General features: G+C 41.0%; 19 protein-coding genes and 1 pseudogene. 9 read left to right on the forward strand and 11 right to left on the reverse strand.

What is annotated here, in order from left to right:
* Window positions 1-224 precede the first annotated feature (224 nt).
* Both K8B83_RS17595 and K8B83_RS17600 read right to left on the reverse strand, forming a co-directional pair.
* Window positions 225-1,457, reverse strand: a complete 1,233-nt coding sequence (locus tag K8B83_RS17595) for a type II toxin-antitoxin system HipA family toxin (protein ID WP_188741206.1) — start codon at window positions 1,455-1,457, stop codon at window positions 225-227.
* On the reverse strand, window positions 1,450-1,776 hold the full coding sequence (locus K8B83_RS17600; RefSeq protein ID WP_223418510.1) for a helix-turn-helix domain-containing protein: 327 nt from the start codon (window positions 1,774-1,776) through the stop codon (window positions 1,450-1,452). Before K8B83_RS17600 ends, K8B83_RS17595 begins: the two co-directional genes overlap by 8 nt.
* 549 nt (window positions 1,777-2,325) lie before the next feature.
* Between K8B83_RS17600 and abiEi the strand changes: the two genes are divergently transcribed.
* The 3 genes from abiEi (at window position 2,326) to K8B83_RS17615 (ending at window position 4,270) form a co-directional block, all read left to right on the forward strand.
* The gene (gene abiEi / locus K8B83_RS17605) at window positions 2,326-2,862 is read left to right on the forward strand and encodes a type IV toxin-antitoxin system AbiEi family antitoxin (RefSeq protein WP_223418511.1); all 537 of its coding nucleotides are present in this window, start codon (window positions 2,326-2,328) and stop codon (window positions 2,860-2,862) included.
* Window positions 2,852-3,772, forward strand: coding sequence for a nucleotidyl transferase AbiEii/AbiGii toxin family protein (locus K8B83_RS17610; RefSeq protein ID WP_223418513.1), 921 nt, complete (start codon window positions 2,852-2,854; stop codon window positions 3,770-3,772). The genes abiEi and K8B83_RS17610 overlap by 11 nt, the downstream gene beginning before the upstream one ends.
* A 201-nt stretch (window positions 3,773-3,973) precedes the next feature.
* Complete coding sequence (locus K8B83_RS17615) at window positions 3,974-4,270, forward strand: helix-turn-helix domain-containing protein (RefSeq protein WP_223418515.1); 297 nt, start codon at window positions 3,974-3,976, stop codon at window positions 4,268-4,270.
* A 137-nt stretch (window positions 4,271-4,407) separates the two neighbouring features.
* Here K8B83_RS17615 and K8B83_RS17620 read toward each other — a convergent pair whose 3' ends face one another.
* Window positions 4,408-5,661, reverse strand: a complete 1,254-nt coding sequence (locus K8B83_RS17620; protein WP_223418516.1) for an RNA-guided endonuclease InsQ/TnpB family protein — start codon at window positions 5,659-5,661, stop codon at window positions 4,408-4,410.
* A gap of 124 nt (window positions 5,662-5,785) precedes the next feature.
* Here K8B83_RS17620 and tnpA point away from each other — a divergent pair, with 124 nt between their 5' ends.
* From tnpA to K8B83_RS17635, 3 genes are all read left to right on the forward strand, one after another.
* Window positions 5,786-6,190, forward strand: a complete 405-nt coding sequence (gene tnpA / locus K8B83_RS17625; RefSeq protein ID WP_223418518.1) for an IS200/IS605 family transposase — start codon at window positions 5,786-5,788, stop codon at window positions 6,188-6,190.
* A 562-nt stretch (window positions 6,191-6,752) separates the two neighbouring features.
* Window positions 6,753-8,102, forward strand: a complete 1,350-nt coding sequence (locus K8B83_RS17630; protein WP_223418520.1) for a type II toxin-antitoxin system HipA family toxin — start codon at window positions 6,753-6,755, stop codon at window positions 8,100-8,102.
* A complete protein-coding gene (locus tag K8B83_RS17635; RefSeq protein ID WP_223418521.1) occupies window positions 8,099-8,494 on the forward strand; it encodes a helix-turn-helix domain-containing protein in 396 nt (131 codons plus the stop codon). The genes K8B83_RS17630 and K8B83_RS17635 overlap by 4 nt, the downstream gene beginning before the upstream one ends.
* Before the next feature lie 62 nt (window positions 8,495-8,556).
* Here K8B83_RS17635 and K8B83_RS17640 read toward each other — a convergent pair whose 3' ends face one another.
* The 3 genes and pseudogenes from K8B83_RS17640 to K8B83_RS21755 all read right to left on the reverse strand — a co-directional run.
* Window positions 8,557-9,867, reverse strand: coding sequence for a type II toxin-antitoxin system HipA family toxin (locus K8B83_RS17640; protein ID WP_223418523.1), 1,311 nt, complete (start codon window positions 9,865-9,867; stop codon window positions 8,557-8,559).
* On the reverse strand, window positions 9,867-10,148 hold the full coding sequence (locus K8B83_RS17645) for a helix-turn-helix domain-containing protein (RefSeq protein ID WP_188926925.1): 282 nt from the start codon (window positions 10,146-10,148) through the stop codon (window positions 9,867-9,869). The genes K8B83_RS17640 and K8B83_RS17645 overlap by 1 nt, the downstream gene beginning before the upstream one ends.
* A 439-nt stretch (window positions 10,149-10,587) precedes the next feature.
* A pseudogene (locus K8B83_RS21755) lies at window positions 10,588-10,842 on the reverse strand (IS66 family insertion sequence element accessory protein TnpA); the annotation flags it as partial.
* 413 nt (window positions 10,843-11,255) lie between these two features.
* Here K8B83_RS21755 and K8B83_RS17650 point away from each other — a divergent pair.
* A complete protein-coding gene (locus K8B83_RS17650; RefSeq protein ID WP_188741115.1) occupies window positions 11,256-12,566 on the forward strand; it encodes an ATP-binding protein in 1,311 nt (436 codons plus the stop codon).
* A 341-nt stretch (window positions 12,567-12,907) separates the two neighbouring features.
* Here K8B83_RS17650 and K8B83_RS17655 read toward each other — a convergent pair whose 3' ends face one another.
* The 5 genes from K8B83_RS17655 to K8B83_RS17680 form a co-directional block, all read right to left on the reverse strand.
* Window positions 12,908-13,441, reverse strand: a complete 534-nt coding sequence (locus tag K8B83_RS17655) for a GNAT family N-acetyltransferase (protein ID WP_137224162.1) — start codon at window positions 13,439-13,441, stop codon at window positions 12,908-12,910.
* Window positions 13,438-13,707: a type II toxin-antitoxin system TacA family antitoxin gene (locus tag K8B83_RS17660; RefSeq protein ID WP_123776315.1), complete on the reverse strand. Its 270-nt coding sequence runs from the start codon at window positions 13,705-13,707 to the stop codon at window positions 13,438-13,440. The genes K8B83_RS17655 and K8B83_RS17660 overlap by 4 nt, the downstream gene beginning before the upstream one ends.
* 732 nt (window positions 13,708-14,439) lie before the next feature.
* Window positions 14,440-14,586 (reverse strand): hypothetical protein, encoded by a 147-nt coding sequence (locus tag K8B83_RS17670; RefSeq protein WP_188741255.1) that lies wholly within the window; start codon window positions 14,584-14,586, stop codon window positions 14,440-14,442.
* Between the two features lie 649 nt (window positions 14,587-15,235).
* The gene (locus K8B83_RS17675; protein ID WP_223418525.1) at window positions 15,236-16,486 is read right to left on the reverse strand and encodes a type II toxin-antitoxin system HipA family toxin; all 1,251 of its coding nucleotides are present in this window, start codon (window positions 16,484-16,486) and stop codon (window positions 15,236-15,238) included.
* A complete protein-coding gene (locus K8B83_RS17680) occupies window positions 16,483-16,788 on the reverse strand; it encodes a helix-turn-helix domain-containing protein (protein WP_223418526.1) in 306 nt (101 codons plus the stop codon). Before K8B83_RS17680 ends, K8B83_RS17675 begins: the two co-directional genes overlap by 4 nt.
* A gap of 1,174 nt (window positions 16,789-17,962) precedes the next feature.
* On the opposite strand from K8B83_RS17680, the gene K8B83_RS17685 reads away from it, so the two are divergent.
* Both K8B83_RS17685 and K8B83_RS17690 read left to right on the forward strand, forming a co-directional pair.
* Complete coding sequence (locus K8B83_RS17685) at window positions 17,963-18,490, forward strand: hypothetical protein (RefSeq protein ID WP_223418528.1); 528 nt, start codon at window positions 17,963-17,965, stop codon at window positions 18,488-18,490.
* Window positions 18,487-20,070, forward strand: coding sequence for a site-specific integrase (locus tag K8B83_RS17690; protein WP_223418530.1), 1,584 nt, complete (start codon window positions 18,487-18,489; stop codon window positions 20,068-20,070). The genes K8B83_RS17685 and K8B83_RS17690 overlap by 4 nt, the downstream gene beginning before the upstream one ends.
* Window positions 20,071-20,074 lie beyond the last annotated feature (4 nt).

The following is a 20,074-nucleotide window of genomic DNA, read 5'->3' on the forward strand; positions in this document are numbered from 1 at the left end:
CCAAGTGAAACTTATGTTTATTTAATTAAATGTATTAACAATAATGATATCGTTTCATCAACCTTCACGCTAGATTTTTGCGACTAAATGGATGTAACAACCACGTACAGGGCACAGTAATTGTCACCGCCCTAGCAGCGTAGCGCCCTATTCTTAATATCTAGAAACTCGCAGGCTCGCCAGAGGGTCGAGAGTCTAGCAGTGACGAAGTCACGCCCTCACACCTAGAAGCGTAGCGGTATGCTTAGTAGGTGTCTCTCGATTGCTTCAATCATCGACTTGGTAAGTGGTAAATGCGCTTTTTCTCTCGCCCATACCTCATGAAAGCCTGTTACGGTTTGCTTGGCGGTATCTAACACCAATTTTTCTGGCAGCATGGCCTTAGCGGCTAAGTGTGATAACTCATCCAACGTGAAATCGCTGAATTTTTTGCTACGGCTAACCTTGAGCGACGCACTATCATCAGGGATATAGGGAATGGTTGAGACAAAGTCATAAGCAGGTGCAATCGATGCGGTGCGTTTGTCTTTATAAATCACAGACCAATTCTTCAAATGCATATCGGCATTGCCAATTAACGTATTGAACACTAACCTACGCGTAAATTCTGCGATGTCCTCATCTTGACCTTCGATACCAATAACCTGAGCAATATTCCGCATACTGGCTTTTTTGTATTTATCTTGAGGATAGACACCAAAAACTTGTGCAAAGTCCTCAATATGTACAGCTTGACCATCAACACGGTCAAAGCGTTTTATCGCAAAGGCCTGAGCATTTTTAAAAGAATTGCCATATTTGCCGACGCCTTCAGGAATATTGGCAATCTGGTCAATAGAAAGTAGCTGAGTCTCTGGCACCTCCATTCCCAACATTCGAGCCAATTCCATCATCGAATATTCATTTTCTGGCACAGCCTCAAATCGAGACGACGGCAATTTCACAATCCAAGAGCCACCTTTACCCGTAGCAGGAATGGTCAAACCGCCGTTTACTTGTTGTAAGGCTGAAAACTTCAACTGCACACCCGCCAATGAAAAACGCATTGGCGCTTCAACTTTCGTATCATCTTCAATGTCTTGATGCACATTAGGTGGCAGCGCTTCACCATCGGCCGCTTCAACTGTGATCGCACCGGCTAAATCCTGCCCTAGCACCCACAGTAGAAAAAATTCCCGCGCAGGGTTCACACCGGCACGCTCTGCAAGGTAATGGCGCATGGTTTCTTCTGGCAAAAGATTAGAGAAAAACGGGGTTAACTTGGTTTGGGTCGGTTTGAAATGGGTCAGTAAGCCACCTAGCGGATCTTTAAAACCAAGCCCTAACACGGGCCGTGAACCATCATTAATGTATGGATCCATAAAGGCAAATAGCGTTCTGTCATTGCCCACATTAGTGATCGTTGCGATGGGTTCACCATAGAGCAAAACGTTTAACGTAGAGACATTATTAGTCATCGTCGTATTCCTCTAACTGGTATGCTGGCGACATTGGCTCACTTTCATCACTAAGACCGTTATTATGAGTCGCGTTACTACTTCGAATGATCGACTTAATTGCAGGAACAGTCTTTCTAGGTGCGACAAATAACTCTAGGTCGAGTACGCGGGCAAGTGCGATCAAACTGGACATTCTTAAATCAACGTCACCAGACTCAATTTTCGATATATGGCTTTGCGGTACACCCGAACGAGCGCTCAGCTCTCTTTGGCTAAACCCCTTACGTATCCGAGCGTCTCGAAGGCTCCCTAATATCTGCTCTGTTACATAGTTCATTTCAATATATCTTAATGTATCACTAAAGAAAAATTATATATAAAAACATATCACTCTCACCAAAAGAACACAAGAACGATTAGTTATTGCACATCAACAAAGGTATAGCGATATATTATTATAGATAAAACATAACGCGCTCACTTGCTGTAAACAGGTGGCCAATGGACAGTATTAGAATAGCTTACAAAATACCTCGTTTTTAAGGATCGAGTCTTTAGTCACATTCGCTCGGTGTGATCCCGCTTCATCAGGACCACACCATCACCCGTTGAAGCATGGTTCTGATACAAAACCAAGACAGGCCAACATAGCTTTGCTATGTACGCTATCCATCTCCCACCAAACGCTCCTTAACTACGGTTGGAGAATTTCGCTAATTCCGTTAAACACAAAATAAACTGACTAAGTCTATTTAGTAATAGCTCTGGAATCAAATCTACAATTATGACACTTTTTAGTGTCATAATTGTAGACTTGCACCATGCCAAGATTAAATCTACAATTATGACATGTTTAAGTGTCATTTGTGACAACTAGAGGGGTATTGTGAAAAAGGCTGAGGCAATTAAAAAGCTCATAGAATATGACAAGCGTGGCCGCTGTGTTTTTACTAGTTCAGATCTGGCCAAAATCTTTCATCAAGATAATGAGCGTGCATTGCGGGCGGGAATTAAACGTTTGCAAGACGATGGCTTACTCACTCGAATCATTAATGGTGTGTACTTATACAATTTAGCGCAGTCGAAAGGGAGCAATACGTTGGAGCAAATTGCTAAAACTATTCGACGTGGAGAATATAACTACATTAGTTTGGAATCTGCACTTTCTGATTTTGGTGTTATTTCGCAAATTCCAGTAGATCGGTTAACTGTTATGACAACTGGACGTTCCGGTGAATTCAAAACACCTTTAGGTACAATTGAATTTACGCATACGAAACGAGACCCGATGGACATTCTAGATAATACCCGTTTAGTTGGTAGACCACTTAGGTTAGCGACGAAACAAACTGCATACAGAGACTTAAAACGAGTTGGCCGAAATACACATTTAGTAAGCAAGGAAGGACTATATGGGAATTAATCAAGAAAATTTCGCGCAATTGGTGAATAAAGCAATGCAGGTTGAACATGTATCTCACATGCGATCTGTGATAGAGAAAGAGCTCTTACATTACTACATTTTATTTGCGTTAGAGAAAGGTGGGCTTCTAGACAAACTGACCTTTCAAGGTGGCACTTCGTTACGACTGTGTTATGGGGGCAATCGTTTTAGCGAAGATCTGGACTTTGCTGGCGGGAAAGATTTCAGCTCAGCAATGTTAGCAGACATGAAATATTGTATAGAAAAGTACATTGGCGAGCGGTACGGGCTTGAAGTGACGGTAAAAGAGCCAAAGGAGCTAAAGCAAGATCCTAAATATGCGGAATTGAGCATTGATAAGTGGCAAATAGCAGTCGTGACTTCTCCTGAGAGAAAAGACCTACCAAAACAGAAGATTAAAGTAGAAGTGGCAAATATTCCAGCCTATACGAAAGAACCTCAACCTCTTCAAATAAACTATGATTTTTTGCCTGATGGATATAGTGATACGTTAATTTTGACGGAGAGCTTGGATGAAGTCATGGCGGATAAGATCATTTCTTTACCTGCCACTACGAGATATGTCCGTCATCGAGATATATGGGATTTAGCGTGGTTACAGCAGCAAGGCGCGACACTCAATATGGACTTAGTGAAAAACAAGGTGTCAGATTATAAACTTGAGCAATTCGACAAAATGTTGGAAAACTTTCTCGAACGACTTCCTGATATTGTGTCTAGTGAAGCGTTTATTGCAGAAATGAAACGTTTCTTACCAACAGATGTATTTGCTAGAACCCTGGCTCAGGATAAATTTCAAGTCTACTTGCGAAATACGTTGACGAAACTGTTCAAAACTGTGAGTAACGAATTACTAGGCAAAGTCACTACTACTGAATTTAGAATGTAAAAAGTGGATGAGCAAACTGGATTTTCAATAAAAATATCTTTTTACTCAAGAAGACTATCAAACATTAAAGGCCCCAGAGGTTCTTGAACGAGTGCTCGATGCAATCTCGCTTGCTTTAGCTGCGAGTCAAGTCGAGCGATGTTGACTTTACTATTCATTTCATCATCATGACACTGTACATAATTACAGTGAAAGGTAAGTATGCTAACCGGTATCAAATTACGGGCGAACCCAACATCTAATCAAAAGTTGATCTTAAGTCAGTGGATGGGTTGCGCTCGATTAATTTGGAATGCCAAGGTTGATGAAGAAAAGTATTACCGCACTTTTGCGCGAAAATATCATCCGATTGGCACGTATGCTCCTGTTGATCAGAAAGCATCGCAATTCAAATCAAAAGAGCTAACGCCTTGGCTGTCAGCTTGTCCTAGCCAGATAATCCGCAACAGTGCTGTTAACTGGTATCAGACCTACCAGAAATTTATGAAAGGCAGTTGACATGCTCCCCGCCATGAATGACGGGGATTCCTGAATACAGGCGATAATAAATTACTTTATCATCTACTTTCTGCTGCTGATCGCTAATGCAATTCACTTCACAGACGCTACGGCTCTGCCCGAACCTGATTAATTACTTATGCCGCTTGCTCTAATTCGCGTAAATAGCGATTTAGGACCACTTTAGCAGCGTTTTTATCCGCATTATCTGAATGACCGCATGACAGACAGATAAATTCTGCCTGAGTTTTTCGGTTATTCTTTTCTGTATGACCACAGCAAGCACATTCACGGCTAGTATTTCTAGGATTTACTTCACCGTAAATCCCGCCTTTCCATCGCATTTTATATTCAAGTTGGCGACGTAATTCATGCCAGCCTTGATCTAAAATGGATTTATTAAGCCCTGATTTAGCCGCGACATTCTTGCCGTGATTTTCGCTGTCACCTTTCGCTGATTTACTCATATTCGCAACTTTTAAAGCTTCACAGATAATCATTGCGTGGTTCTTGCAGATTTCAGATGTCGCTTTATGTTGGTAGTCGTTGCGAATATTGGTAATGCGTTGATGCAGCCTGCTTACTTTGAGTTTTTGTTTCTTCCAGTTCTCGGAGCCTAAAGTCTTTCTCGATAACTTACGCTGTTCGATAGCTAACTTATCTTGATAGGACTTAAAAGAATGGACGCCATCAAAAACACCCTCGTTACCACAACAATCAGTGGATAAGGTCATGTTTTTGGCGATACCCATATCAATGCCTGTCATTTCACCTGGTACGTGCGTTGATAGCTTAATCTCAACCAAGCACATGATAGAAATATGCCACTCACCAACTGCATTTAGCGATACGGTAGCATTACGCAATTCACCAATTACAGGTTGGCTATTGTGGTAACGAACCAGGCCTAAGCCGTTAGGTAATTTGATATGTTTATTTTGGATATTGATTTGCTTTTTGGGCGCTGGGAATCGCATTGTTGAATGGTGCGATAGCTTGCGCGTGCGAAACACTGGAAATCCTCGCTTGCCTTTTGACCATTCATCCAGTGCTTTTACAAAATCACGCTGACGTTGCTGTAAGCAATCCGTAAATGCATCGTCCAACCATGCCCGATGATTAAGTTTTTTCCATGATGTTAGTTGTTTGTTTAGAAAAGCAGAATTAGGAAAAGATTTTTTAAGCAACTTGCGATCTTGATAAGATAAATCATTTAGGTGTTCATAAATTGCTTTTTTGTCCGTGATTGCCACTGATTTTTTAATAATGTTAAGCACATAATCAAGGCTATCATTGAAAACCACACGCCCGCATCCCGCCATTTGAGCCAGTTTTTTAGCTTGCTCTGACGTTGGTTCTAATTTGAATCTGTAGGCTTTTTCAATTTCCACTTAATTTCAACCTTAGTTTGGCGTTCTAATTGGAGCACCGTTGAATGCTGATTTTGCATGGTCTATTTGAGTAAATGATATGTTTAATATATAGTTAAATAATAAACTCAGTCAAGGTCTATTTATGGAATTAAGAAAAGGCAGGCATGTTGTTTACATGCTCCACGCTCATTTGATATTTATCACAAAATACAGGGGAAAGGTTTTCACCAGTGAGCATCTAGATAAGCTAAAAGAGATGATGGGCGATATTTGCAAAAATCATCAAGCAACATTATCAGAATTTAATGGTGAATCAGATCACGTACACTTACTGATTGATTATCACCCGGCAACGTCATTATCTAAATTAACGAACGCACTAAAGGGAATAACAAGCCGTGAAGTGAAAAGGCACTTCCCAGAGTTAAATCAGGTTGCATGGCGTAAAAATGCCCTTTGGTCTCCAAGTTACTTTGTTGGATCGGTAGGTGGTGCTCCTATCGAGGTTTTGCGCCAATACATAGAACAACAAAACAGACCTCACTGAACTCGCTTTCCCCGCCACAGGTGACGGGGCTACTCGCTCGTTATCAAGTTAAGCGCTAGATTTGAGCGGGTTTATTTGGTGTGCGGTAAATGTGGACACACTGACAATGCAGATAGCAACGCATCATTGGTCATTAAAAAACGGGCAATTAATCTAATTTTAGACACTGGAACGGTGTTGTCTGACGATGGAGTTCTTCGAACTAAGTCAGATAGTGGGCGTGGAGGAAATCGTAAGACTAGTCGAGTCAAAAGCTCGACTAGCGGTGTCCAACGAAGCGTCAAAAAAGAAGATTTAGCGGCTTAGGCTGTTATCTTGGAAGCTCGCTGCTTTAGTTGCGAGTAGTTCACAATAAGCCAGTCGCGAGTATGTTAATGTCAGAATTAAATGGAATTAGTACTAGGATCATGCTCTTTTACTTAGGGCGTTCTGTGGTCACAAAATGGCGCTTGACTTTTTGAGCGTAAATCGTGTCAATAAATAGTGTAATAGCTATTTTATGTGCTAATATTGTTTCAATAAATTAGTTTTACACTCTTTATTGAACCGAAATGGATGCATTATGCCTAAAGCAATTACGCTTCAAATTAACTACGCTTTTGAGTGGCATGATGTTGCGACTATCGAGTTTGCAGAACGCCTTGATTCAAACTTTTGTCGACTGGACTATGAAACAGATCATGTGTTTGCACACTATGATGATTTTGCAGAAACCGCAGTCAGCGTCTCTTTGCCAAACGACACCATGCCCTATCGAAATAATAAAAACTGGTTTCGTTTTTTAGATGACATTATTCCCGCAGGCTCAAGTCGTAAATATTGGCTACGAACACTGCGCTTGCTCGATGAAGATAAGCTTACCAGGAATTTTATCCTGTTATCTCAAGGTACTATCGCACCGATAGGCAATATCAGGGTGAAAGAGTCGGTACCCGCTATTATTATGAACCCAATACCAGTAACGTTTAGCGTTGAGGATGTCTGTAGGCTTGAAGTCGACTTTATCGAATATGCACAGGCCAATGGAGCCGCTGCCGGCGGTGCGTCTGGTGCTGGTGGTGCGGCGCCTAAATTACTTCTTCGCTGTGATCCAGCTGACAGAGTGTGGATCGATACCTTTCAAGATAATCCAAGTAATATAGACACCCGATACTTAGTTAAATTTCCAAGAGGAAGCGCAAGTATCGACCACGATATTTTAAGGGCTGAGTTTCACTTCTATCACGAACTTAACGCGCTTGGTTTCGATACTATACCCATTGATGAAATGCGGTTGATAGAGAGCGAGCGAGGTCCATCACTTTGGTTGCCAAGGTTCGATGTTGCAACAATAGGCAATAAACAGCAATTGCTTGGTATGGAGTCAGTTTACTCTGTTTTAGATATTGCTCCAGCGACTATGATGGAGCATGGCGAGGTGATCCGCGCTTTGATAGAAGTGTTTACTTTAAAAAGCGATAACAGTGAAACAACAACGTTTCTCGATGTAGAGGATGGAATAGCCGCGTTTGTTATCGAGTGGGTTCGCAGGGACTTGCTTAATATTGCTTTTGGTAATTCCGATAATCACGGTCGTAATACGTCATTCATCAAGCAGAACAATCACGTATCCCTCGCGCCTATCTACGACTTTGCCCCCATGAAAGCCGATCCAGAAGTGATATCAAGGACTTTTATATGGGAGGCGGGCCTTGAATTAGGTGGACAATATGACTTTGTTAAAATCGCTAATAGTCTTGCCGATCTTATTGAGCCAAAAGCCCTTTTAGATGCATTGGCTCAAACAGCAATAGAATTAGTTGAACTCAAGCAAAGGCTGGGAAACCGAGGTGTTCCCCAGTCTATTCTCTCTTTCCCAAGTATGGGGTATGAAAATTTAGAGAAGAAATTCAAAACCTGGAAACTACTATGACAGAAAAGGCCAAAATGTCAGCCCAAGATAATCGTCATGGCCGACTACCACTTTCTGCGAAGCGTAAAAAATTGCCGAGCTCTGTCAAAGATGAGCTTATGAAAAGTATTTGCATTGAGCTTATTACCAGTCAGATCACGACGGGTAAGGCTTTGCAAAGGTTGCGTACTGAAATGCTATTCGCTAATCAAGAGCAATATGCCAAAATGGTTGGCATTACAAGGAAGGCATTATCTGAGATTGAGGGAGATAAATCGAAAGCTAGCGCATTAGTTTTAGGCAAAGCCCTAAGGGGGGTTGGACTGGAGTTATTAGTCTTACCAAGAGATAAGTTTTTACAAGGTGAAATCATCAGTTATCAAAGCGCAACTGATGGTTCTGGCAGTGAGTAATCAAAGTTTGGTGTGGGAACTGAGAAAAAAGCAACCTGGTCTTTAAAACAAGAAGCCAATTGCTATTTAAGTAGACGTCTAGATCTATCCTTTAAGCCATCAAGAATTGTATCCCTTATATGCACTGGAAAATCTTTTGGTAACTGTGAGTTAACTTTAGTGATGACTGAGTCAACTGAATTGGCTATCTCATTCATGATATCAGCCATAGTTGCAGTATCAAAGCCAACGGCTTTTGCGGTTTGAATAAAGTGCCTTTGGAAAATCTGTGCTATTTGGTACTTCTTACCTTTTGTCGCTTTAAGCCCCATAGCCAGCTTTGCATCGCGAATATTTAACCCTTTACCACCAAACACAGGATACAAAGATAAAATATCGTAAAAAGGGGTTAGTCGATATCCGCCACCCGCCTCAATAAAAAGTGAGAAATTTTTAGCGTGACCATCGGTTGCCGCTAATAGCCAAAACAGCACCTGAGACTTCATGAAGTTAACTCGATCTTGCTCTGAATTGGTGGAGCCCAATAAAGATGACATAATAAGCTCAATATCGGGGCCGCCGTGGCTTTCATATTTTCTCGCTAACGGAATGTTTAATGCTTGGCAAAAGTCCTCTTGGGGCAAACGCATAATCCATTTACCATCAGATGAGAGCCTACGGTCAAAGCGTTCCACAGCAAGCGCCTTAACATCACCCACCTTAATGACAGAGCACTGCGGTACATCTAAACCAAACTCCCTCACAATCATCATACATAAGTATTCGTTTTCAACACTGTCAGACATATCAAGAGTGTGTGAATGACTCTGTATCGAACCTATGGGTAGCTTAATGATGTGCGTTGTCGGGGTCGCCTTAATAGGAAGCCGCCACTGTCCCTCTAGATTAAGTAAGGCCGTTTTTTCTTGGGCACCTGCTATCGATATTCGAAAGTCATCCTCATCGGTTAACATGCCTAGTGGAATATTCGATTGATAACCCTTTAGCACTCTTTCCAATTCTTGATCCGATAAAGGTTTAGACTCAATTTTTTTAATATCAAATGGCTGCTGATCATGCGGTATGAGCTGCAATGCACCAACACTGTCTTGACCGACTTTGGCCAATAAATCGAATGCTTGGGTCGATTGAGCATTATGGCGAGCAACAATTCTGTTTCTCACCTCTATATTATCTGGGAGTAGATTATCGAAGAAATTGTAAACCTCATCACCTTTATATGCTTGCTTGCGCAGTGGCATAGACAAAGAGATGGGGCGACTATTAGCGGTATCTAACCATTGCTGTTCATACTTAAACAGATGGGAGCCTGTGGTCGATTTAGTTAACTCTCCGACTAGGTAACCATTCATATAAACATCAAGGATAGCCATTACCACTCCTCCTTCCATTCTTGCTCAGTCGGTATGGCTTTATCATCTACAAGTTCACCCCCTAACTCTGGGTTTCTAACCTTAATGTCTAGCTCAAGGTTTAATGCTGATAATATTTTAAACAGTGTTTCTAATTTAGTAGAGTCAGGGTTCTGCTCAAAGCTAGAAACCGTATCCTGACGAATGCCGACCTTACTAGCCGCTTTACTTTGCGATAGCTTCATATTTAGCCGCGCATCTTTAAGATACGCACTAAGCTGCTTTGAGTTCGTCACCTTCATAATCACTTTACCTATATAAACAGTCCCAATATCACTTTACACGCTACAACAGGTAAATCAAGTTTTACACGCCATAACCGTTAAAACGACCTTTACACGCTATAGACGTTAAATATCTAATTACATGCTAACGTGTGTTGCCATAAAAGAGACTGACTAAGAATATGAATGAATAAAAAGAAATACCAAGGGGGGGATTTGCCCATAAGAATATCAGCTTACAGACCAATTAAAGTGGTACTAAAGTGGTGACTAAATGTAATGACCACAAAACAAAATAACAATAACCTATTGAATTAAAGATAAAATAAAACTTGCACCACATTCAGCTCCAGAATATAGAGTAGGAAATTATTAACCTTTACATAGGGTTATAAACCTTCAACCACCGGTGCGCGATGCAGATAAACACTGGGAAGCTCACAAAACATCAACAAACTTACAGGTCTTTTATAATCTCAAGCAGATAGTGTCGGGGTAATGCGCTGGGGGAAGACAATAACCCAGTTTGATGCTGAAAATGGATAACCTGGGATGAAGCACTAGGTTGAGTTGTCATCGCCGTCGGCGAGGCTATTGTGGCCTGAACAAACGGCATAAACTTTGGACTACTTGTTTTAGCCATATCCGCTTTGCGGGCGTAAAACCTGCTTAGACTAAGCTTATGTTGACGGCAAAAATGTGAAATCGTTAAGCCGCTGGCGGATTGTTACTGTATCAAAGCAGCCCAATCCTCATCTGAACGTTTAGACATATTAACTCCTGATGTAATAGTCAGTCGTTAATATAGGAAACCAATACGGGTTTCAGAAGATGTACTTGCCCGGATGCTTACCGTGGAATGTTGATTTGAGCAATTTGGATTAATGTTTCACTGCTTCATTTGCCGCTTACTATGGAATCCATTTATTGCTTGACTCGCCCATTAATGGGCGAGATTGTGCAAGCTTGATGTTCAAAATTAAATAAAGAGTAACATGCATGAAATAAATCCAACAAGCACTTTTATGCGCATAAAAATGTAAAAAATCACACTTTTATGCGCATAAAAGTGTAAATCGAGCTATAGTATAGGTCGTTAACGACATTAATTGGCGAGAAATAACAATGCAGCGCAACTTACTAAACGCCCTAATAGCATGGAAAAAACAACCTGTGCGCAAGCCACTATTGATTGATGGCGCAAGACAAACGGGTAAAACCTATCTGCTGCAGGAGTTGTTTGGTAACACCTTTGCCAACATCCTGCGTATCGACTTTCTTGAAAATCCCGCCTACAAAGAAGCGTTCGATGGCTCACTGTCACCTGATGAGCTATTAATGAACATTGAGCTTTTGACCAATCAGGCATTCAACCCAGAAACCGATCTGCTGATATTAGATGAAATTGGCGAATGTGAACGTGCCGTTACCTCACTAAAGTATTTTGCTGAAAAAGCACCATCCTATTTTGTCGCGGCTAGCGGCTCGAACATTGGCTTGCTCAACACCTTCCCTGTGGGCAAGGTTGAACAATACAATTTACGACCACTAACCTTCCAAGAGTTTATTTACGCATCAAGCGAGCAAGCACTGATCAAAGCGTTTGATAGTCAAGCAAGCACACCGGCAGTGCACACGAAATTGATGGATAAACTAACAGACTACTTTTTTACCGGTGGTATGCCGGAAGCCGTTTCGGCTTGGTATCAGTTAAAAGATTCAAGCATTTTAGAGCGTGTTGAAAAAGTCACTAAAATTCATGCCGATTTAGTTGAAGGTTATCGCCGAGATTTCGGTAAGTATGCGGGCAAGGTCGATGCCACACTGATTGAATCTGTGTTTAATAGCATTCCAGCTCAGTTATCAATTGGGAGCGATGAGTCCGTTAAACGCTTTAAATTTAAACATGTGCATGAACGTAAATCTCGTTATAGCGATTTTGAAACCGCAATTCATTGGCTTAACTTTTGCCGCTTAGCCTTGCCAAACTACCCTATTGAAGGATTGCCGAAATCACCTCTGGCGGCCTATAAAAAAGTAAATATGGTTAAACTGTTTATGTTTGATGTGGGTCTGCTCAATCATATGCTGGGCAGCAGTTATAAAGAGATTAAGCAACAAAACTACGAATACAAAGGCTATGTGGCTGAAAACTTTGTACAACAAGAGCTCACTGCCATTGGCGTTGTCCCAAGTTATTCATGGAATGACGCCCGCGCCGAAATCGAATTTATTTTGGCAACCGATGAAGGCGATATCATCCCTGTTGAAGTAAAAAGTGGTAAACGTACAAGAGCAAAATCGCTGGCATCCTACGTTGAAAAATGTGCTCCAAGTAAAACCTTTAAGTTAACTGGCACACAAGGCTCATCAGCGTTAGAACAAACCAATATTGTGATGCCCTTGTATTTCACCCAGTATTTACCACAGAGATAGTAAAAGCGCGTTGCCTAGAATCACGAGGTCTACACAAAGTTACTTTATAGGTGACAATCTGTAGACCTTGATGCCTGCCATTCGACACTTATGAACGACCATATTAAAGTTTGATAAAAATTTATATCATCATCAACGGTAACAACCCAAAACTTTGATAATTTATTTGAGAACGAATGTCATTTTTTGATAATAAAGTTTGATCATTTTCCCTCTCACTTTTGGACATTTTTGAGCTAACAGGATTAACTAGCTCTTACCAGAACATGGACGCGCTAGCTTACTGTCATACAGCCTTGATCTACAACGAGTTCAGGATTAAGCACTGCCTAATTATTAACTCATTGGTTAAAAAGTCTTTCTATCGTTTTCATTGGTAGAAACATGCGAATGCGTCCATTATGTTCACACAATACTTCAAAGCCAAATTTTGTATAGAATGCCTGTGCTGGATCAGTGAGACAGTCCACGACAATAGCATAAGCCCTCATATGGTGGTTAACTTCCCAAAGGTACTTCAGAGCACGGATTAAACTGACTTTTCCTAGCCCAGAGCCGTGAAATTCCTTATGCACAGCTAACTGAGCTAAAAGAAACACTGGAATTGGGTATCGAGGAAGTTTCTTTGCTAGTTGCTCTGGTAAGGTTTCTCGATTGATTGAGCTAGGCGCAACACTGTAAAATGCACATATTGCAAACTTCTGATTAAGCAATGGCTGAGCACTAGGGAGAATCATTGTTCGACTAATACCTGCTTCCATATGCTTTGCTGCTTGAGTTTTGATAAATGTATTTAGCTCTTGCTCACCACAGTCGAATGAATTGCGGTCGTGATATGATTTACTAAGTTCTACGAACTCTTTACCCCAACTCACTTGATACCGCTCTCATCTGTGAATTTTGCAGCATTCAACAAAGCTTGATTTGGCGATTTTGCTTTGTTACAAGCAGCCATAAATGCGTCAAAGACACTATCTTGAACCACGATACCTTCGTGCTTCTCAATTACGTTTGTTGCATCTTCGTCCATAAGCCTAACTACATATTCAGTTAAACTTTTCAGACCAAGCAATGCTGATGCCTTTTCTGCTTTCGCTTTTATCTCTTCATCAAGACGGATATCTAAACGTGCTGTTGCCATAACTCCTCCAGTGTACGGACGTATTCCGTAACGAAAGAGATTATAGTTCAAACATTGAACACATTCAACTTGTACGGAAAGATTACGGATTATAAAAAGCGTAATAATCTCGATACGACACTGAGATGCATTAATTCGTCGGGAGCTGAGTTCAGATAACTCTTAGTATGGCAAATGCACATTAACAACATGTGAATGAGTATTTACTACACTTTAGCGAATAAAGGGGCATAAATATGTTAGTTCTTAACTGGCTTCTTTATAAAAAACGCAAAAAATATCAAACTTTATTATAAACGCACAACTTAGGCTTATCAGTCGTGGATACTATGATGTTCATTTGAGGTTAGGTGAGTTTTCTGCTGACTCATAACCTATCGCATAGAACAAGCGAAAAAATGGCCACTATTGTATCCATTAATAGAAAACCAAGAAGCTCCACTAAGATTTGGTAAAAGCCATAGGTAAGTGGTGGGCAGTTTGGTGGGCAAACAGGCATTTTTGAACGCGCCGGTTCTCATTCTAGCGTAGCGGTATGCTTCGTAAGTGTGTCTCGATTGTTTCAATCATCGACTTGATAAGTGGTAAATGCGCTTTTTCTTTCGCCCATACCTCATGGAAGCTTGCTACGGTTTGCTTGGCGGTATATAACACCAATTTTCTAGCAGCATGGCCTTAGCGGCTAAGCGTGATAACTCATCCAACGTGAAATCGCTGAATTTTTTGCTACGGCTAACCTTGAGCACCTATAGACTTATCTATGAGCGTAGAGCCATTGACTTTTAGCTTCTCCTGTTCCGCTTTCAACAAAGCCTCATACTCAGCTTTAGCTTCTGGATTTAATAATATTTTCTGTTTAAGCGCATCTAAGCTAGTCATCGTCATTTCCATTTTTTATTTCATATCGATTGAAAAAATATTAAGACCTTCAGACTTTAATAAGCCTGTTGCTACGAGCTTTTTAATTGAGCGTGACACGTTAGGTTGATTTAATGAGTTCAGGGCAAAACTTCATTGCTAGCTTCCAGGTGCACCAGGTATCTGTCTTTGATTTTACCTCTTGTGCTCTAGAGGTAAGATCTCAATACCATTTAAATAATATGATTGAAAATAAAAAAGTTTCTCGAAAACTAAAGCATTTCCCTTACCGTCACTATTGCTCAAACAATGACTACGCTCCAATCAGTGGAATAAGTCGTAATAACACATTCTCCATCTGTAAGACGACAACTAGAAAGCCAACTTAGCGTCAATTAGAATACGCCTCATAGGTCATTATTTCATCAGGCCCTTATATTATCAAGGACAAACCATACTGGTACTCGCTTCGCTCGCATCCTTGACAATACAATACCTGAAGAAGATTGGTTTAGTATGAGGTGTATGGATCACCCTGCGAAGTTCATAGTCCATATAGCTCAAATAATAGACGCCCTAATTGACGCGACATCTATGTGTTAATTGACGTGATATATCCATCACCCGATCTAGATTTTCAATAAAAGTGTCTTTTTACTCAAGAAGACTATCAAACATTAAAGGCTTCTTCCTTCATGGTTTGCTCTGCCCGGCTGATCCCTAAACGCTGGGCAACTTGCTGCCACTGCTTCACTGTATTTAACACCTCATCGTAGATTTTCATTGCTTCGATTTGAGTTAGCCTGAAAAAATCTATTACATCAAAAGCAAGCTGATAATCCAATGCATTATCTGACTCTGTAATGTTCAAGTGAAGGCCTTTTTTACCCACTATGGGGTTTAAATCGTAAGCAGGTGATAGCTTCCAACCCTTGCCGGTTAATAGAAAACCATGATTACGAAGGTGATCATCTGTATTAGACACCGCAATATTAAATACTATTCGTCGCCATAATTGGGCAAGATCTGTTTTCGTTTGCGAGCCCTGATTGGAAAGAAACTCTGCTATTTCAAGATAGCTAGCTCCGTGTGAATGTTCACCATCATAATACTGGAGTTGAGTCATTGCTGATGAAAAATGCAGACGTTTGTCACCAATCCGATCAAAACGTTTAGTCAAAAAGGTATGGTGCTTCGTTGAAAGTTTTCGGATCTCACTAGTAGAAACCTCAATGCCGGCCGCTAATGCAAGTTCGTAGCACACCATCTCCCACGCACCAACATCAAAGGTGTCATTAATATTTGGAAATTTAGCAATCCACAGATGGGTTTTTTCGTCTGTGACGCAGGCTTTTGGCCTTGCACCACCCAAAGAGGAACCCGGAGAAATTAGCATTCTCAGCCAGTGATAATATTCGTCACTGTCTATATTGTCGTCTTTTTCAATTTGAATAGCAGCATGCTCTAACTCACGCAACGATGCCATGGGAGGCGCTGCGAAATCGTCGTTGTTATCCAAAAAATTATGTGAGCCCACTTTTTTAAAGCGGATCCCCCCCATGCGGTAGGCGTCATGTACGCCAAGCAAATAATCAAGCTCCGTTACACGATTACTAGGTCTAATACCTTTACGATATTCGATAGCCGCCCTTCTCTGCATAAGAATACGTCCCCAACGATCTGGCGATGAATCTAAAAAAGCGCGAAAGTTTTTATTGGCTTCATCATTATATAACTCACCAGCATGCAGGGTAAGCAAAGGGTCAATTTGCAAACAATAAGGTGATGTTAAAAAGGCTTTGTCATAAGCAAAGCTAAATACACCGCCTCGACTTAGATCACTATAGGCCAATTGACCTATTAATAACGGCTTTTCGATGGGATGCCAGTCAGCATACACCTCTACCCGTTCTCTGCTCATTTTGGACCTTCCAGAAGTTTGATGTTTTGGAGTTTGATACCTAATTCGTCATGCGCTGCCATTTCAGAGAAGTTGCTATCCATGCCCATCACGGCCATAATTTTCAAATAAGTACCAATCGCAACACCAGGATCACCAGCAAATACCTTGTTCACGGTTTTATGGTCAAACCCGGTTCGCTCGCAGAGCATTTTTTTTGTCAATCCCCGTCGCTTCAACGCAAGCAACAAATCTTCACCAAAGAGAGTGAGAATTTTGAGCTGCTTTGGAAACAGCACGCTGTGTAAGTCTCGCCTTGCCATAAAATCACTCAGAATAGGACTAAATTCTCATTTTAAAAAAGATAATAGGAATATAGTCCAACTATTATGAATTAGCAAATTGAAGCAGAGTACACTATAGGACTATATTCCCATATTTAAGTAAATAATAGGAATTCAGTCCTATTTCGAAGTAAATGCGGCGATGCAGGGCAGATAACAGATTGGCGTCATTTACCACACACGTTAATGGTTACGTCACGTGCCAAGTCATTAATCTTGTCACCTTTTTTAGCAGCGTTTTACGACTATTGTTATTTAAATGTCCTTTTAAATGCAAAAATTTAGATAAACAGGTGTTGTTCGTTAGACGCTTACCGATCAGCCATATCATCCACAGTATTTAAAAGGCCAAGAAATTAACATTATTCAACAACAGCCTAAGTAAGAAACTAATTAATAGTCTGCAATCACCATAGGCCTGTCAAAGACTCCCAAGCAAACTGGTGTACAAGATCGACAAACAAAAACAAAGGTCGAAACCTTGATTTTATGTAGTACAGTGAATTGTTGTTTGTCGTCAAATCGACTTTAACGCTGCTCTAGCGGATCTTGCCTCGACTAGAAATACCGTAATCAATTATTCGTATTGAAAATTTTGTTGCTTTTGCACGGTGCAATCCACGATTGCTAATGTTAAAAAATACTATGATGGAACCGCTTTTTCCCCAATGTGATTAGGTAATCTTCGTTGTATTAGACTTTTTAAAATCAACAAGGTGTAATGCCATTTCATTCAGATAAGCCAATAATTGGTTCGGGGGATGCTATCAATTTACTCTCCACGACAAGCTCAATGACAATCTATAAGTGCATCCACATCAATTTAAATTCATCATCCGAATAAATTTATCTTTCGCCAAAATATGAATCAAAATCACCTAAATCGTTTATTACACAATAAAAAACAACATTTTTGTTGTGTAATATTATGAATAGTAAAGGATTTATTAATAAAGATTAATATTATATCTATTGCAACCACCAGAAATAACTGTACAAATAGACAGTAGTAAAAAATAGAAAGTTAATTTAGTCAGTATCATTTGATATACGCAGACGAAACCTGTCAGAAATTACTATCTACACAGGGCATTTTCACTAAAACAGAAGAGGCACTCGTTACAACATTCCTGAGCAAACGAGTACAGCAGATATGAAAACAAAACAGCGCTTGATTAACAGTTTTACCCTCGAGTATCATCCTTTGGTCGCACGTTTACTCCGCGAGGAGATAACTGTGCAGTCTCCCCCCTGCGTGATTGACCATCTTCATGAGCATGAAATACATATCTTGCTGAAAACAATAACTCTGCATGTCATACCAGTAACTCAAGAGCATTATCTACTTTTAACGCCCGCCCCACTGTTTGTATTGCTAAGGCAACATCCCAGTGTTCAATCACAAAAAGTCAGCATATGTGAATACCAACAATCTGCAGATAACATTGAGCAAATAATCACGACATTAATGCTCACGCTTCCAGCATTGCAATACAACTATCATTCTTCAACCTTAAAAACGCTGGCTTGTAGACTCAATATTGCTAAATCCAACACAGTGCTACCAACCAACCTTATTCCAAAGAAAAGTCAATTAGCACTATTTTCAGGGGTATCTCCATCGGCAATACGATCAGACACCAAGAAACTAGCAATCAATGACGACAATGGTAAAGCATGAGTAAACTAAGTGCTATCAAACGTAAAGCGCGTCAACGAAACAGCGGCGGCGTTAATCCTGAGCCAATGAGCGTAGCATTAACACTTCTTACCGCATTGCATCTATTAAAGTCGTGCATAAAACCTACCATGAGCAACAAAATCAACTCGTACGATCGACATCTATTTTATTTTGTCTATCTGTGGCTCACTGGCGAGCTTGTGAATTGCCGAGCTACTGACGATATCCCGACGATTGTCATCCTCACAGGCAGTGAACTATGTAGAGCCAATGCACTACGGCGAGTGCGTATGAATAATATTTCTTGGGTCGAGTATGCATTGGCACACGACACACAACATGGCATTAAATGGCAGTGGCAGCCGCTACCAAATGGACTCAATGCTTACTTTAGCCATGCATTAACTCAGTCTACCGAACACTGGGAACTCTCTATTCAAGAGAAAGAGACTTTCATTTGCTGGTTGAATACAAAATGGCGTACGCCAACCTCGTTATTAGGACGTTATCGCATACGTCGTGATGGATTTTTTAGCTACTTCACAACGTTAGCGAATCTTGATAGTGGCCTATCGACACTCAGCAAACGTGTATTGCTCGGTGAAGAAGGATTGCATCATCACTCTGCCAGTGCATATCAATCCCAAGACAGCGAACAGGTACGTTACGAAATCTTTCATGCACAGACTCGATATCTAGATAGATTACGTCAAGTACTGATGGATCCGAAGCTCGAACCGATGCTCAATGTACCGCTTCCTATCACCGCCAATGAGCGTTCGCTGCTACATAAAAATGACCCGCTCCCCGAGCATTTACTCGTAGCTGGCCGAATTGCAGCGTTTCACCTCGATCTCACTAAGGCAACCAAAACCTATGTCAAAATGCCAGCACTTGTTATTGGCTCACAGCGCATGTTAGAAGTTGACAATGTCCGGCATTTTTTCCGTCATTTACATCAACAAGGACGACAACTGACTCTCCAGCAGAACACCACTACTAGCTTACGTGAGTTAGTCAATTTTCGTGCTAATGAACTCGCATTACTGTTCATCGTATTAACAGGTGTTCGCCCGACGCATGCGATTACGCTTGAACAGGCTTACTGCTTTAACTTTCAACACGCTATTGTTAGCGACAAAGGACGTTGGCGCACCGTAAGGTTACCTGACTACCTGCAGCAAGCAATACTGCGATTTGAACAACTCAAACATCAACTCAACCAATTTTTCCCAAAGCATACACCTTCTGCATTGTTGTGGTTTCAGATCAATGAAGTGGGTGAGCCGCAGCCTCTTACAGCAAAAACACTGCGTTACTTTCTGAAGCAATGTTGGTCTGAATGCATCCCAAATGTTCAGGTGGTGCCCTACCAACTCAGGCACTTTTTTGCTCAGCATGCGAGAGCGGCACTCGATCCAGTGTTATCCACCCAAGATGTAGATCAACTAATGGGACATTCCTCTTTTGGTGAGCACCTTGGCAGTGCGATGCATTTCCCGGCTTCGCAGAAAAAGCTCACCAAACACCTGAATGGCATTAGTCATTTTTTACAGCTAGCGCCGATCACGGAGGAGTAGTGAG

Origin of the sequence: Shewanella inventionis, from assembly GCF_019931735.1 — a bacterium.
Taxonomy (GTDB): Bacteria; Pseudomonadota; Gammaproteobacteria; order Enterobacterales; family Shewanellaceae; genus Shewanella; species Shewanella inventionis.

Bases quoted from the DNA above. Each gene is read 5' to 3' on its own strand.
- K8B83_RS17595 (WP_188741206.1), bottom strand. From the start codon at position 1,457: ATGACTAATAATGTCTCTACGTTAAACGTTTTGCTCTATGGTGAACCC.
- K8B83_RS17600 (WP_223418510.1), bottom strand. From the start codon at position 1,776: ATGAACTATGTAACAGAGCAGATATTAGGGAGCCTTCGAGACGCTCGG.
- K8B83_RS17610 (WP_223418513.1), top strand. From the start codon at position 2,852: ATGGGAATTAATCAAGAAAATTTCGCGCAATTGGTGAATAAAGCAATG.
- K8B83_RS17615 (WP_223418515.1), top strand. From the start codon at position 3,974: ATGCTAACCGGTATCAAATTACGGGCGAACCCAACATCTAATCAAAAG.
- tnpA (WP_223418518.1), top strand. From the start codon at position 5,786: ATGGAATTAAGAAAAGGCAGGCATGTTGTTTACATGCTCCACGCTCAT.
- K8B83_RS17630 (WP_223418520.1), top strand. From the start codon at position 6,753: ATGCCTAAAGCAATTACGCTTCAAATTAACTACGCTTTTGAGTGGCAT.
- K8B83_RS17635 (WP_223418521.1), top strand. From the start codon at position 8,099: ATGACAGAAAAGGCCAAAATGTCAGCCCAAGATAATCGTCATGGCCGA.
- K8B83_RS17640 (WP_223418523.1), bottom strand. From the start codon at position 9,867: ATGGCTATCCTTGATGTTTATATGAATGGTTACCTAGTCGGAGAGTTA.
- K8B83_RS17645 (WP_188926925.1), bottom strand. From the start codon at position 10,148: ATGAAGGTGACGAACTCAAAGCAGCTTAGTGCGTATCTTAAAGATGCG.
- K8B83_RS17650 (WP_188741115.1), top strand. From the start codon at position 11,256: ATGCAGCGCAACTTACTAAACGCCCTAATAGCATGGAAAAAACAACCT.
- K8B83_RS17660 (WP_123776315.1), bottom strand. From the start codon at position 13,707: ATGGCAACAGCACGTTTAGATATCCGTCTTGATGAAGAGATAAAAGCG.
- K8B83_RS17670 (WP_188741255.1), bottom strand. From the start codon at position 14,586: ATGACTAGCTTAGATGCGCTTAAACAGAAAATATTATTAAATCCAGAA.
- K8B83_RS17675 (WP_223418525.1), bottom strand. From the start codon at position 16,486: ATGAGCAGAGAACGGGTAGAGGTGTATGCTGACTGGCATCCCATCGAA.
- K8B83_RS17680 (WP_223418526.1), bottom strand. From the start codon at position 16,788: ATGGCAAGGCGAGACTTACACAGCGTGCTGTTTCCAAAGCAGCTCAAA.
- K8B83_RS17685 (WP_223418528.1), top strand. From the start codon at position 17,963: ATGAAAACAAAACAGCGCTTGATTAACAGTTTTACCCTCGAGTATCAT.
- K8B83_RS17690 (WP_223418530.1), top strand. From the start codon at position 18,487: ATGAGTAAACTAAGTGCTATCAAACGTAAAGCGCGTCAACGAAACAGC.